Annotated in this window: 9 protein-coding genes and 1 riboswitch; of the genes, 4 read left to right on the top strand and 5 right to left on the bottom strand. The window is 63.5% G+C overall.

What is annotated here, in order from left to right:
- Positions 1 to 9: 9 nt before the first annotated feature.
- Positions 10 to 204: riboswitch (Lysine riboswitch) on the top strand.
- 108 nt (positions 205 to 312) lie between these two features.
- The 4 genes from lysC to ACUTSC_RS00100 all read left to right on the top strand — a co-directional run bounded on the left by lysC (position 313) and on the right by ACUTSC_RS00100 (position 9,681).
- Positions 313 to 1,680, top strand: a complete 1,368-nt coding sequence (gene lysC, locus ACUTSC_RS00115; protein ID WP_197767594.1) for a lysine-sensitive aspartokinase 3 — start codon at positions 313 to 315, stop codon at positions 1,678 to 1,680.
- Between the two features lie 142 nt (positions 1,681 to 1,822).
- A complete protein-coding gene (gene panS, locus ACUTSC_RS00110; RefSeq protein WP_060706862.1) occupies positions 1,823 to 2,740 on the top strand; it encodes a ketopantoate/pantoate/pantothenate transporter PanS in 918 nt (305 codons plus the stop codon).
- Between the two features lie 385 nt (positions 2,741 to 3,125).
- Positions 3,126 to 4,805: a ShlB/FhaC/HecB family hemolysin secretion/activation protein gene (locus ACUTSC_RS00105; RefSeq protein ID WP_197767595.1), complete on the top strand. Its 1,680-nt coding sequence runs from the start codon at positions 3,126 to 3,128 to the stop codon at positions 4,803 to 4,805.
- Between the two features lie 49 nt (positions 4,806 to 4,854).
- Positions 4,855 to 9,681: a hemagglutinin repeat-containing protein gene (locus ACUTSC_RS00100; RefSeq protein ID WP_197767596.1), complete on the top strand. Its 4,827-nt coding sequence runs from the start codon at positions 4,855 to 4,857 to the stop codon at positions 9,679 to 9,681.
- Between the two features lie 47 nt (positions 9,682 to 9,728).
- On the opposite strand, the gene ACUTSC_RS00095 is transcribed toward ACUTSC_RS00100, so the two are convergent.
- From ACUTSC_RS00095 to ACUTSC_RS00075, 5 genes are all read right to left on the bottom strand, one after another.
- On the bottom strand, positions 9,729 to 11,378 hold the full coding sequence (locus ACUTSC_RS00095; RefSeq protein ID WP_063988517.1) for a Na/Pi cotransporter family protein: 1,650 nt from the start codon (positions 11,376 to 11,378) through the stop codon (positions 9,729 to 9,731).
- A 240-nt stretch (positions 11,379 to 11,618) separates the two neighbouring features.
- Positions 11,619 to 12,611, bottom strand: a complete 993-nt coding sequence (locus tag ACUTSC_RS00090; protein WP_197767597.1) for an ATP-binding cassette domain-containing protein — start codon at positions 12,609 to 12,611, stop codon at positions 11,619 to 11,621.
- A 4-nt stretch (positions 12,612 to 12,615) separates the two neighbouring features.
- Positions 12,616 to 13,401 carry an ABC transporter permease gene (locus ACUTSC_RS00085; RefSeq protein ID WP_025304475.1) on the bottom strand — a complete coding sequence of 262 codons (786 nt, stop codon included), beginning with the start codon at positions 13,399 to 13,401 and terminating at the stop codon, positions 12,616 to 12,618.
- Positions 13,402 to 13,418: 17 nt separating this feature from the next.
- On the bottom strand, positions 13,419 to 14,264 hold the full coding sequence (locus ACUTSC_RS00080) for an ABC transporter permease (protein WP_033649696.1): 846 nt from the start codon (positions 14,262 to 14,264) through the stop codon (positions 13,419 to 13,421).
- Complete coding sequence (locus ACUTSC_RS00075) at positions 14,261 to 15,070, bottom strand: alkaline phosphatase family protein (RefSeq protein ID WP_064290475.1); 810 nt, start codon at positions 15,068 to 15,070, stop codon at positions 14,261 to 14,263. The genes ACUTSC_RS00080 and ACUTSC_RS00075 overlap by 4 nt, the downstream gene beginning before the upstream one ends.
- Positions 15,071 to 15,073 lie beyond the last annotated feature (3 nt).

Genomic DNA, 15,073 nt, shown 5'->3' with positions numbered 1-15,073 from the left:
CCCGGTGCGCAAGCCAGAAGAGGCGCGTCGCCCAGGTAGAGTGTCAGAGGAGCCGTTTCTCCGTTGACGGCACCCGAGGGGGAGCGACGCCGAGGTACGATAATGGCCGGCCATTATCGTATCGACTACAGGGGCTGAATCCCCTGGGTTGTCACCAGGGGATCGCCCGCAGGGCGATCGACAAGGTGGGGCGCTTCTGGGTGTATCGTAGCCTGACCTCTACGCCTGCCCCCTGTTTACCGCTCTCCCCTTGTGCCAAGGCTATGGAATTACAGTGCCCCCAAACGGGCATCCCTGACACGAGGTTTCTAGATGAACCAAGCAGCACCCCAGAATTCCACCGTGGTAGCCAAGTTCGGCGGCACCAGCGTCGCCGACTTTGAAGCCATGAACCGCAGCGCCGACGTCGTGCTGGCCAACCCGCTGGTCCGCCTGGTGGTGTTGTCCGCTTCGGCGGGCGTTACCAACCTGTTGGTCGCCCTGGCCGAGGGTTGCGAGGCCGACAAGCGCAATTACCAGCTTGATGAGATCCGTCGCATCCAGTACGCCATCCTCGATCGCCTCACGGCGCCGGCGGTGATCCGCGAAGAGATCGACCGCCTGCTGGAAAACATCGCCATGCTGTCGGAGGCCGCGTCGCTGGCCACCTCGACGGCGTTGACCGACGAGCTGGTCAGCCATGGGGAGCTGATGTCCACCCTGCTGTTCGTTGAGATCCTGCGCGCCCGCAACGTGCAGGCCGAATGGTTCGACGTGCGCAAAGTGATGCGCACCGACGATCACTTCGGCCGCGCCGTGCCGGACAGCGCCGCGCTCAGCGAACTGGCCCGGGCGCAGTTGCAGCCGCGCCTGCAGGAAGCGCTGGTCGTCACCCAGGGCTTCATCGGCAGCGAGCCGAAAGGCCGCACCACCACGCTCGGCCGCGGCGGCAGCGACTATACCGCCGCGCTGCTCGGCGAAGCGCTCGGCGTTGGCCGGGTGGATATCTGGACCGACGTGCCGGGCATTTACACCACCGATCCGCGCGTAGTGCCGGCGGCCAAGCGCATCGACAAAATCGGTTTCGAAGAGGCGGCGGAAATGGCCACCTTCGGCGCCAAGGTGCTGCACCCGGCCACCCTGCTGCCGGCGGTGCGCAGCGACATTCCGGTGTTCGTCGGCTCCAGCAAGGATCCGGCGGCCGGCGGCACGCTGGTGTGCAACACCACCGAGAACCCGCCGCTGTTCCGCGCGCTGGCGCTGCGCCGCAAGCAAACGCTGCTGACGCTGCACAGCCTGAACATGCTGCACGCGCGCGGTTTCCTGGCCGAGGTGTTCAACATTCTGGCGCGCCACAACATCTCCGTCGATCTGATCACCACCTCGGAGGTCAGCATTGCGCTGACCATGGACACCACCGGCGCCACCTCCGTCGGCGGCAGCCTGCTGACCACCTCGCTGCTGACCGAGCTGTCGTCGCTGTGCCGGGTGGAAGTGGAAGAAAACCTGGCGCTGGTGGCGATCATCGGCAACCAGCTGTCGCGCGCCTGCGGCGTGGGCAAAGAGGTGTTCGGCGTGCTCGATCCGTTCAATATCCGCCTGATCTGCTACGGTGCCAGCAGCTATAACCTATGCTTCCTGGTGCCGGGCGAAGAAGCCGAACAGGTGGTGCGTACCCTGCACCGCAACCTGTTCGAATAAGTCATTATCCCCGATTGCGGGCGCAGCACGCTGCGCCCCTGCGTCAAAAAAATCCGTTCAAAACCTGCAGGGGTTCAGCATGTTGAACCCGCATAAAACACAACCCCACCCACCGTTCTCAATCTGGCTAAGGAAAACCTGCATGTTGGCACTATTCACACGCTTATTCCCCCTGTGGGCGATACTGCTGTCCGTCGCCGCCTATTACACGCCGACCACCTTTACCGGCATCGGCCCCTACGTCAGCCCGCTGCTGATGCTGATCATGTTCGCCATGGGCGTCACGCTGCGGCTGGACGACTTCAAACGCGTGCTGGCGCGCCCCGGCCCAGTGGCGGCCGGCATCTTCCTGCACTATTTGATCATGCCGCTGGCGGCCTGGATCCTGGCGATGCTGTTCCGCATGCCGCCGGATCTGTCCGCCGGCATGGTGCTGGTGGGCAGCGTGGCCAGCGGCACCGCCTCCAACGTGATGATCTATCTGGCCAAGGGTGACGTGGCGCTGTCGGTCACCATCTCGGCGGTCTCAACGCTGGTGGGAGTGTTCGCCACGCCGCTGCTGACCCGCCTGTACGTCGACGCCAAGATCAGCGTCGATATCATGGGCATGCTGCTGAGCATTCTGCAGATCGTGGTGATCCCGATCGGCCTGGGCCTGATCGTCCACCATACCCTGACCAAGGCGGTGAAACGCATCGAGCCGCTGCTGCCGGCGCTGTCGATGGTGTGTATCCTGGCGATCATCAGCGCGGTGGTGGCGGGCAGCCAAAGCCACATCGCCTCGGTCGGTCTGGTGGTGATCGTCGCGGTGATCCTGCACAACGGCATCGGTTTGCTCAGCGGCTACTGGGGCGGCAAGCTGTTCGGCTTCGACGAATCCACCTGCCGCACGCTGGCGATCGAAGTCGGCATGCAGAACTCCGGGCTGGCGGCCACGCTGGGTAAAATCTACTTCTCCCCGCTGGCCGCGCTGCCGGGCGCGCTGTTCTCGGTCTGGCACAACCTCTCCGGTTCGCTGCTGGCGGGGTATTGGTCCGGCCGCCCTATCAAGAAAAAATAAACCGCCTGTAGGGACGCAAACAATTGCGTCCCCGTTCTTCTCTGCGAAATTTCGTATTTCCCACTGGTCGGATTGTCATAATTCCTCTCATCCCCTATCATCCGTGAAAAATAAAAATTCAGATTCTTCCTAACCATGCCGATAATGTTGGCAAGAGGAAGAGACGTTCTACTTTTTTTAATTAATTAAGTCGCCAGGGTTGCCCACCATAAAAGAAGCAGCCTAATTATTATTTAGATCTATACCCACCGTCTTATTTGCTGCGGCAAATCAAGATACCTCGCAATGTGCATGTCGCTCATTATTTCGGGCCGGCCGTCGGCCGCCCGTGGTTAACCTCATGGATTGGGCTGGCTGCCCCGGCGGCCTCTCATAATGGATTACAATGATAAAAAAAATCACCGCCTTGACGCTGCTGGTCAGCACGGCCCTTTCCGCTGAAACTCTGCCGGATTCCCACATGATGCGGGATATGTCGATGGGGGAGTCGCGCCGTGCGTTGCAAGACAGCACGCGTGAAGTCAACCAGTTGATTGAGCAACGCCGTTACCAGCAGCTGAAGCAGCAACGCTTGCTGGCGGAGCCGGAACCGGCCGCGCCCGCCCTGCCGCAGTCCGCGCAGTGCCTGCCGATCGCCGGCGTTTATCTGCAGGGCGTCACCCTGCTCTCGCCGACCGATTTATCCGCCCTGAGCGCGCTGCCGGAAAACTGCATCAGCAGCAATGATATCAATCGCCTGACCCGCGAATTAACGCGCCTTTATGTGCAAAAAGGCTATATCACCGCGCGTGTGCAAATTGTTCGCCCTAATTCACGGGGAGAATTGGGGTTAAGCGTCACCGAAGGATTTATCGAGAAAATAGAAGGCGGCGATCGCTGGGTCAACAGCCGTTTATTATTTCCGGGGCTGGAAGGCAAGCCGTTGAAATTAACCGAGCTCGACCAGGGATTGGATCAGGCCAACCGTTTGCAATCGAATACCACCAAGCTGGATATATTGCCCGGCCACCAGGTTGGCGGTTCGGTCATTCGTTTGCGCAATCAACATGCCAAGCCCTGGCTGATTACCGCCGGCACGGATAATTACGGCCAAAAAAGCACCGGCCAGTGGCTGGCGCGCGCCACCGCCACGCTGGACAGCCCGTTCGGCCTGTCGGACTTCGTCAGCCTGAACGCCAGCAGCACGCTGGAAAACCCGGCTCATCGCTATAACCGCGCCTATACCCTGCTCTATTCGCTGCCGTACGGCGCGTTCACCTTCAGCGGGTTCGCCAGCTTCTCGTCCTATGAGAACCACCAGCAGCTGCCGCACAACGTGGTCAAACTGCACGGCCAGACCCAACAGTACGGGCTGCGCAGCGACTATGTGTTTTACCGCGATCACGATCAGATAGACAGCCTGAGCGGTCAGTTGACCTACAAGCGCATCGACAACTACTTCGAAAGCGTGCGCCTCGAGGTCAGCAGCCCCACCCTGACCCTGGCCGAACTGAGCGCCAGCCACCTGCAAATTCTGCCCAACGGGGTGTTCAGCGCCAACCTCAGCGTCGAACAGGGCCTGCCGTGGCTGGGGGCCGGTCGCCACCCAAGCTCGGTGCACCTCGACAGCCAGTTCACCAAAGGCAAGCTGTTCGCCAACCTCAGCCAGCGCCTCCAACTGGGTGACGCCACCTATCAGCTCAACAACCTGTTCTACGGCCAGTACAGCCGCGATCCGCTGCCCGGCGTGGAATGGCTGAGCCTTACCGATCGCAGCGCCGTACGCGGCTTCAGCCGCAGCACCCAGTCGGGCGACAACGGCTGGTATCTGCAGAACACGCTGTCGCGCAGCTTCAATCTGGGCGCCACCACGCTGACGCCGCGCCTCGGCGCCGACGTCGGCCGCATTTTGCCGCGCCAGGACAGCTCGGGGTGGCGCAGCAGCGCCGGCCTGAGCAGCGGCGCCACGTTGCGCTATCGGCAGGCGCTGGTCGATCTCGAAGTCAGCCGCGGCTGGATCTTGTCGAATCACGCCACACCGGAAGACCCCGTTCAGATACTGGCGCGCTTTTCTTACACCTTTTAATTAATCAGCAGTTTTGCAGGACCCCACGGCAATAAACGGAGAGACATGGATGAAAAATAATAACTTCAGGCTTTCAGCAGCGGGCAAACTGGCCGCCGCACTGGCGATTATTCTCGCCGCTTCCGCCGGCGCCTACGCCGCGGAGATCGTGGCAGCCAACGGCGCCAACGGCCCCGGCGTTTCCACCGCCGCGACCGGCGCGCAGGTGGTCGACATCGTCGCGCCGAACGGCAACGGGCTGTCGCACAATCAATACCAGGACTTTAACGTCAACCAGCCCGGCGCGGTGCTGAACAACTCCCGCGAGGCGGGGCTGTCGCAGCTGGCCGGCCAACTGGGCGCCAACCCCAATCTGGGCGGACGCGAAGCCAGCGTCATTCTCAACGAAGTGATCGGCCGTAACCCTTCTCTGCTGCACGGCCAGCAAGAGATCTTCGGCATGGCGGCCGACTACGTGCTGGCCAACCCGAACGGCATCAGCTGCCAGGGCTGCGGATTCATCAACACCAGCCGCTCCTCGCTGGTGGTCGGCAACCCGCTGGTGGAGAACGGCCTGCTGCAGGGCTACAGCACTCTGGACAACCGCAATACCCTGAGCCTCAACGGCACCCTGAACGCCAGCGGTGTGCTGGATCTGATCGCACCGAAGATAGACAGCCGCGGTGACGTGATCGTGCAAGACTTCACCCACCGCAACGGCAGCGTGACACCGGCGGCGATCAACGCCATCAGCGGCCTTAACCGCGTGGCGCGCGACGGCAAGGTGCTGGCCAGCGTACAGCCTACGACCGCGCTGGACAGCTACTACCTCGGCAGCATGCAGGCCGGGCGCATCAACATCATCAACACCGCACAGGGTAGCGGCGTGAAGCTGGCCGGCACGCTGGCCGCCCGCGACGATCTCAAGGTGAAAGCCTACGATATTCGCAGCGAAAGCCGCGTTGACGACGCCAGCAGCAACCGCAACGGCGGCGAGAACTACCAGAACTACCGTGGCGGCATCTACGTCAACGACCGCAGCAGCAGCCAGAAGCTGACCCGCACCGAGCTGAAAGGCAAGAACATCAGTCTGGTGGCGGATAACCATGCGCACCTCACCGCCACCGATATTCGCGGCGAAGACATCACGCTGCAGGGTGGCAAGCTGACGCTCGACGGTCAGCAGCTGAAACAGACCCAGGGCCACACCGACGACCGCTGGTTCTACTCCTGGCAATACGACGTCACCCGTGAACGCGAGCAGCAGCAGCAGGCGGGCAGCACCGTCGCCGCCAGCGGCAGCGCCAAACTCGTCAGTACCCGGGAAGACGTGAACCTGTTGGGTGCCAACGTCAGCGCCGACCGTGCGCTGAGCGTCAAAGCAGCGCGCGACGTGCACCTCGCCGGGCTGGTGGAGAAGGATAAGTCCACCGAGCGCGGCTATCAGCGCAACCACACTTCCAGCCTGCGCACCGGCAGCTGGAGCAGCAGCGACGAAAGCGAAAGCCTGAAGGCCAGCGAACTGCGTAGCCAGGGCGAACTGACGTTGAAAGCCGGTCACAATGTCTCCACACAGGGCGCCAAGGTCCACGCCCAGCGCGATCTGACGATCGATGCAGACAACCAGATCCAGGTCGGGGTGCAGAAAACCGCCAACGCCAAAGCGGTGCGCGATGACAAAACCTCCTGGGGCGGCATCGGCGGCGGCGACAACAAAAATAACAGCAACCGTCGCGAGGTCAGCCACGCCTCCGAGCTGACCAGCGACGGCACCCTGCGCCTGAACGGCCAGCAGGGCGTCACCCTCACCGGCAGCAAGGCGCGCGGCAAGGAAGGCGGCCTGGTCACCGCCACGCAGGGCGGCCTGCGCATCGATAACGCGCTGAGCACCACCGTGGACAAAATCGACGCGCGCACCGGCACCGCCTTCAACATCACCAGCAGTTCGCACAAGGCCGACAACAGCTACCAGAGCAGCACCGCCAGCGAGCTGAAGTCTGATACCAACCTGAAGCTGGTCAGCCGTAAGGATACCGACGTCATCGGCAGCCAGGTCGCCAGCGGCGGCGAACTGAGCGTGACGTCGCAGACCGGCAACATCAACGTCAAGGCCGCCGAACAGCAGCAAAAACTCGATGAGCAGAAGACCGCGCTGACCGTCAACGGCTACGCCAAAGAAGCCGGTGACAAGCAATACCGCGCCGGTTTGCGCATCGAACACACCCGCGACAGCGAGAAAACCACCCGCACCGAGAACCACGGCGCCACCCTCAGCGGCGGCAGCGTGAAGCTCGAGGCAGACAAGGACGTGATCTTCAGCGGCTCCAAACTGGTCGCCGACAAAGGCGACGCCAGCGTCAGCGGCAACAAGGTTTCGTTCCTGTCGGCCGAAGATAAAACCACGTCGAACACCGAGCAGACCAAGATCGGCGGCGGTTTCTACTACACCGGCGGCATCGACAAGCTCGGCAGCGGCGTGGAAGCCGGCTACGAGAACAGCAAAACGCAGGCGCAGAGCAGCAAGGCGGTCACCTCCGGCAGCGACGTCAAAGGCAACCTGACTGTCAACGCCCGCGACAAGCTGACCCAGCAAGGCGCGCAGCACAGCGTCGGCGGCGCCTATCAAGAAAACGCCGCGGGCGTCGATCACCTGGCCGCTGCCGACACCGCCAGCACCACCACCACCAAAACCGACGTCGGCGTGAACATCGGCGCCAACGTCGATTACAGCGCCGTGACCCGCCCGGTCGAGCGCGCGATCGGCAAGGCGGCCAAGCTGGACGCCACCGGCGTCATCAACGACATCGGCGGCATCGGCGCGCCTAACGTCGGCCTGGATATCAGCGCTCAGGGCGGCAGCAGCGAAAAACGCAGCAGCAGCTCGCAGGCGGTGGTCAGCTCGGTGAAAGCCGGCAGCATCGACATCAACGCCACAGGCGAAGTGCGCGATCAGGGCACACAATATCAGGCGAGCAAAGGCGCGGTCACGCTGACGGCGGACAGCCACCGCAGCGAAGCCGCGACGAACCGCCAGGAAGAGCAGAGCCGCGACACCCGCGGCAGCGCCGGCGTGCGCGTCTACACCTCCACCGGCAGCGATCTGACCGTGGACGCCAAGGGCGAAGGCGGCACCCAGCGCAGCAACAGCAACGCCAGCCAGGCGGTGACCAGCTCGATCGATGCCGCGAGCGGCATCAACGTCAACGTGAAACAAGACGCGGTCTATCAGGGCACCGCGCTGAACGGCGGCAGCGGTAAAACCACCGTCAACGCCGGCGGCGATATCCGCTTTGATCAGGCCAGCGATAAGCAGAGCGAAAACCACAGCGGTTTCAACGTCAAAGCCTCCGCCAAGGGCGGTTTCACCGCCGACAGCAAAAACTTCGGCGCCGGCTTCGGCGGCGGCACCAACAACGGCGAAAGCAACAGCAGCACCGCGCAGGTCGGCAACGTCAGCGGCCAACAGGGCGTGGAGCTGAAGGCGGGCCGCGATCTGACGCTGCAGGGCACCAACGTCAAGAGCCAGGGCGACGTCACCCTGAGCGCGGGCAACAAGGTTGCGCTGCAGGCGGCGGAATCGACCCAAACGCGTAAGGAAAGCCAGCTGTCCGGCAATATCGATCTGGGCGCCGGCAGCAGCGACAGCAAGGAAAAAACCGGCGGCAGCCTCTCCGCCGGCGGCGCCTTCGACATCGCCAAGGTGAATGAGTCCGCGACCGAACGCCAGGGTGCCACTCTCGCCTCAGACGGCAAGGTCACCCTGTCCGCCGGCGGCAAAGGCGATGACGCGCTGCATCTGCAGGGCGCCAAGGTCAGCGGCGGCAGCGCCGCGCTCGAGGCGAAAAACGGCGGCATCCTGCTGGAGTCCGCCAAGAACGAGCAGCATAAGGACAACTGGAGCCTGGGCATCAAAGCCAACGCCAAAGGCGGCCAAACGTTCAACAAGGACGCCGGCGGCAAGGTCGATCCGAACACCGGCAAAGACACCCATACGCTGGGCGCCGGTCTGAAGGTCGGCGTGGAACAGCAGGATAAAACCACCCACGCCAACACCGGCATCACCGCGGGCGACGTGGCGCTCAACAGCGGCAAGGACACCCGCCTCGCCGGGGCACGCGTCGATGCCGACAGCGTACAGGGCAAGGTGGGCGGCGATCTGCGCGTTGAAAGCCGCAAGGACGTCGAGAAAAGCGTGAAGGTGGATGTGGATGCCGGGCTGAGCCACAGCAACGATCCGGGCAGCAGCATCACCTCCAAGCTGTCGAAGGTGGGCACGCCGCGCTACGCCGGGAAAGTGAAAGAGAAACTGGACGCCGGGGTGAACAAGGTGGCCGACGCCACCACCGACAAATACAACAGCGTGGCGCGTCGCCTCGATCCGCAGCAGGACACCACCGGCGCGGTCAGCTTCAGCAAGGCCGACGGCAAAGTGACGCTGCCGGCAACGCCGGCCGGCGAGAAGCCACAGGGCCCGCTGTGGGATCGCGGTGCACGCACCGTCGGCGGCGCGGTGAAAGACAGCATCACCGGGCCGGCGGGTCGCCAGGGACAGCTCAAGGTCAATGCCGACGTGGTGAACAACAACGCGGTCGGCGAGCAGTCGGCGATTACCGGTAAGCACGGCGTGGCGCTGCAGGTCGGCGGCCAAACCCAACTGACCGGCGGCGAGATCCGCAGCCAGCAGGGCAAGGTGGAACTGGGCGGCAGCAAGGTCAGCCAGCAGGACGTCAGCGGCCAACGCTATCAGGGCGGCGGCCGCGTCGATGCGGCGGCCACGGTAGGCGGGCTGTTAGGCGGCGCGGCGAAGCAAAGCGTCGACGGCAACGTGCCGTTCGTCAGCGGCCATGCTTCAACTCAGCAGGCGGACGCCAAAGCCGGCGTGTTCAGCGGCAAATAACGCGCCTCTCCTGCACAACGCCCCCGATGAAAACCGGGGGCGTTTTTTTACAGCGTGCTTGGGGTGTCTTCCCAGTCGCGATCGTCATCCTTGGCATCCTGGTCCAACACGTTGTAAGCCACGGCGCAGAACAGCGAGTTCAAACGCTTCATGTCCCCCAACAATCCCAAATGCAACGAACTGGTCTCGATGCTCTGCACGTTTTGCTGGTGCAAACGATCGACGTGCGCGTGCGCGTAGCGGCGATCCAGAATACGGAAGCGGTGCTTGGAACGGCGCAGGCGCTTGGCGCTGGTGACGTCGCCGGACAGGAACACCGACAGCCCCAGACGCAGGTTGCCGATCAGCCGTTCGTGCAACCCGTCCAGCTCCGCCAACCCTTCCGCCGAGAAGGCGCGGCGCGCGGCGTGCGACTTGGCACCCACGTCGCCGGCCATGCGTTCGATGATGTCGCCCGCCTGTTCCAGGTTAAGCGCCATTTCGATGATCTCCGCCCAGCGGCGCGAGTCTTCCTCACCCAGATCTTCCTTCTGGATCTGCGCCAGATACAGCTTGATGGCGGTATACAGCACGTCGACATCATCGTCGAGGCGCCGTACTTCTTTATCCACGCCTTGCTTGCCGTGCAGCACTTCGCGCTGCAGGATCATCATGTGTTCCACCACGTCGCCCATCCGCAGCGTTTCGCGCGCCGCATTGGCCAGCGCCAGCGTCGGCGTGTCCAGCGCGCTGGCGTCCAGATGACGCGGCCGCATGCGCGGATCGTCGGCCGCCACGTCGACGATCAGCCGCTCGCACAGCGTCGCCATCGGCCCGGCCAGCGGGATCATCACCAGACAACGGATCAGGTTGTAGAACACGTGGAAGTAGATCACCAGCTCTTCGCTGCCGCCCGGCAGTTGCGCCATCACGTCTGCCAGATAGGAGACGAACGGCAGCACCAGCACGCAGCCCACCAACTTGAACAGCAGGCTGCCGAGCGCCACGCGCCGCCCGGCGGCATTCTGGCCGCTGGCGTTGATCATCGCCAACAGGCCGCTGCCGAGATTGGCGCCAATCACCAGGCAGAGCGCCACCTTCAGCGAGATCACGCCGGTGGCAGTCAGGGTGGCGGTCAGCAGCACCGCCGCCAGGCTGGAATAGCTGACGATGGCGAACAGCGCGCCGGTCAGGGCGTCCAGCATCACGTCGCCGGTCAGCGACGAGAACAGCACTTTTACCCCGGCCGCCTGGGTGATCGGCGTGGCGGCGGCCACGATCAGCTCCAGTGCCAACACGATCAGCCCAAGGCCGATCAGGACGCGTCCGATCTGGCCGATCCGCATCTGCTTGCGGCTGAGGAACAGGAAGACGCCGACCAGGATCAGCAGCGGTGACAGCCAGGAAAGATCGAAGGTCAGCACGCGCGCCATCAGTGCGGTGCCGACGTCGGCACCGAGCATGATCACCAGCGCAGGCGCCAGCCCCACCAGCCCCTGCGCGACAAAAGAGGTCACCAGCAGCGCCGTGGCGTTGCTGCTTTGCACCAGCGCGGTCACGCCGATGCCGGCAACGAACGCCAGCGGCTTTTTCTCAACGCTGTCGCTCAACACACGCCGCAGATTGGCGCCGTAAACCCGCATGATCCCGGTGCGCACGATGTGGGTACCCCACACCAACAGCGCCACGGAGGAAAGCAGGTGAAGAAGGGTCAGCACGGAAGATACGCTCCATTAACGCCCGGCCAAAGGAGGCTGATACCCGATGCCTGTCAGGCGGTGCGGACGGACGGAACGGTTCTGTTCGCCTTAGCCGCAGCCGGTAGGCCAAAAGATGACGGGTACAGCGCGCGGTCCCGCCTGCCGGGCGTAGGTCTGGCAGGACAGCGGGCGGGCGGCAGACCGCAGAAGAGAAGGGTTAATGCGGCGGCGGAAAGGCCCCGGCGCCGCGCTGCGAAGTCATGCAACTTCCCGCAATACAACAGGTTCCAAGTGTAGCCCAATTTCCGCGCCGTCGGGCCGCAGGTCGGCCACCGACCGGTTGAGCACGTCAACCAGCAATTCTACACCGCGAACCTGAATCCGATAGCGTACCACATTCCCGAGCAAACTGTGGCCCAGGATCACCCCGTCGATCCCCTGCCCGGCCGGCAACAGGCCGATCGATTCAGGGCGGATCGCCACCTTGCCGGCATAGCTGCGCCCGGTCAGCTGGGCGGCCTGTTCGGCGGTCAGCAGGTTATAGTTGCCGATAAACCCGGCGGCGAAGGCGTCCGCCGGCTGGGTATACAGGGTTTCCGCATCGCCGCTCTGCACGATCTGCCCCTTGTTCATCAGCACGATGCGATCCGACAGGGTCAACGCCTCTTCCTGATCGTGGGTGACGAAGATCGCCGTCAGGTTCAGCTCGCGCTGAATGCGCCGGATCTGCTCGCGCAGGTGTTTGCGGATGCGCGCATCCAGCGCCGACAGCGGTTCGTCGAGCAGCAGCAGCCGCGGGCGGGTGACCAGCGATCGCGCCAGCGCCACGCGCTGACACTGGCCGCCCGACAGCTGATGCGGATAGCGCTTCGCCAGATCGCTCAGCTCCACCAGCGCCAGCACCTCCCGCACCCGCTGGCCGATCTGCACGGCCGCCAGCTTCTGCATTTTCAGGCCGAAGGCCACGTTGCCTTCCACCGTCATATTGGGAAACAGCGCATAGCTTTGGAACACCATGCCGATGCCGCGCTTTTGCGGCGCCAGCGGCACCAGATCCTGGCCCTGCAGCAAAATGTGCCCGCTGTCGACCGGGGTCAGGCCGGCCAGGCAGCGCAGCAGCGTCGATTTGCCGCAGCCGCTCGGCCCCAGCAGGGTGACGAATTCCCCCTCTTCGGCGGTGAAATCGATATCCTGAAACACCTGGGTCTGGCCATAGTGTTTGTTCAGGCGGGTGACGTTGAGATAAGCCATCGGGTTAACCCTTGTTTTTATTCAGCAGGTTCGCCAGCCAGGTGACGAGCAGCACCACGGCGAAATAGGAGATGACCAGCGCGCTGGTGAAATGCCCGCTGCCGTTGCGCATGTTGAACAGGTAAACCTGCAGCGTTTCATACTGGCTGCCCACCAGCAGGTTGGCGAACACGAACTCGCCGATCAGGAACGAGAACGACAGCAGCACGGCGATCGTTCCGCCCTTGCGCAGGTTCGGCAGCACCACCCACAGCGCCGCCTGCCAGGTGCTGGCGCCGAGCAGATGCGCGGCGTCCATCAGATCACGCAGGTTGATCGCCTGCATGTTATTGCTGATGGCGCGGTAGATAAACGGCAGCGCGATGGTGAAATAGCAGCCCACCAAAATCCAGGGAGTGCCGAGCAGCGGCAGCGGATCGGCGGCGAACAGCTGCATCAGCCCCACTGCCGACACTACCGGCGGCACGGCGAACGGCAGCAGAATCAGCACGTTCATCACCGCGTCCAGCTTGGGAAAGTAGTAAGCGATCACAAACATCGCCGGCAGGATCACCACCACCGACAGCAGCAGCGTGCCGAAGCAGATCAACAGCGAGTGCCACAGCGCCTGCAAAAAGCGCGGGTCGCTCCACAGCGCCGTCAACCACTTCAGGGTAAAACCGTCCGGCAAAATGGTGGCGCCCCACTGGGTGGCCAGCGCATAAATCAGCGTCGCCGCCAGCGGCAACAGCAGGATCAGCAGCAGCAGGCCGGTCACCGTGCGATGGTACAGGCGTTCAGCACGCGACATGAGCATTCTCCATCCGATTATGAACGCGCATTGAGGTAGCTCCTGCGCAGCATCCATTGGTGGATCACCGTGATAAACGCCATCATCACCACCAGCAGCATCGCCAGCGCGCTGGCCAGGTTCGGATCGAGGGAGATGTCCCCCGCCACCAGCGCCGAGATGCGGATCGGGATCACGTTGAAGTTGCCGGTGGTCAGCGCGTAGACCGTAGCGTAGGCGCCCAGCGCGTTAGCCAGCAGAATGACGAAGGTGCCCATCAGCGCCGGTGCCAGCACCGGCAGGCCGATATGCCGCCAGTAGCGCCAGGGGCCGGCGCCGAGCAGCGCCGCCGACTCGCGCCAGTCGGCGCGCAGCGCATCGAACGCCGGATAGAGCAACAATACGCCCAGCGGGATCTGGAAGTAGGTATACAGCACGATCAGGCCGCTCTTCGAATAGAGGTTGAAACTCTCCATCAGACCGTATTTGCGCAGCAGCAGCGTCAGGCAACCGTTCAGCCCCAGCAGGATGACGAAGGCGAACGCCAGCGGCACCCCGGCGAAGTTGCTGGTCATGTTGGTGAACGACATCACAAAGTCATGAAATCGGGTCTGGCCGAGCTGGCGCAGCGAGTAACTGCCCACTAACGCAATCAGCAAGCCGTAGACGCTCGACCACAGCGAGATCTCCAGCGAGAACTGAAAGGCCTGCAGGTAGAACGGCGAGGTGAGGATATCGACATAATTGCCCCAGCCCCAGCCGCCAGTCTCGCTGAAAAAGCTGTGAACGGCGATCCACACCAGCGGGGCGATCTGAAACGCGCCGAACAGCACGATAAACGGCAGCAGGCACAGTGCGGCGATCCATTTGGTTTTGCCGTTCATCGCGCATCCTGCGCCAGCAGCGCCCGACAGCGCGGCTTGTCGTGCGGTGCCTGCAGCAGATCGCAAATCGTGCCGCACAGCTCGGTTTGCTGCGGATCGGCGTCGTCCAGGCTGAAACCCGTGCCGAACACGAACAGCGGCACCTGGCGCTCTTCCGGTAACACGCCGCCGTGGCTGCGATCGTCGTTCATGCCGTGGTCGGCGGTAACCAGCACCTGATAACCGGCCGCCAACCACTCGGGCAGATAGCGCGACAGCGAACCGTCGGCGCGCCGCGCCGCATTGCGGTACTGCGGCGAAGAGAGGCCGAAGCGGTGCCCGGCGTCGTCGATGTTCATCGGGTGGACCAGCAGGAAGTCCGGCTGATGACGCTGGCGCAGGCTTTCGGCGTCGTCGAACAGATGACTGTCGGGATAGCCGTCGTCGTAATAGAAATGCCCGTGCTGGATCGGCAGCTCGGGGGCGTCGGTATGGCGGTCGCGCGCGGCGTCGAACGGCGTGCGGTTATACAATTCGCTGAACCAGTGGTAAGCGGCGGCGGCGGTGGTCAACCCGGCGGCGCGCGCGTAATGAAACACGCTTTGTTGATGAGAAAGGCGCGAGACGTGATTGTGCACCACGCCGCTCTCCACCGGCGTGACGCCGGTGAGGATGCATTCATACAGCGGCCGGGAGAGCGAGGGCAGCTCGCTCTCCAGCAGGTACAACCGTCCGCGTCCCGCCGCGCATTCGGCCTGCAGATAGCCCATGGCGTCGTGCGCCACCCGGTAGTTGAGGCCGTCCAGCAGCACGAGGATCGTTTTCATGGT

It is taken from the genome of Serratia sp. TSA_105.2 (genome assembly GCF_052692115.1).
The sequence above is the reverse complement of the archived record's forward strand: the minus strand, read 5'-3'. Positions and strand labels throughout refer to the sequence as shown.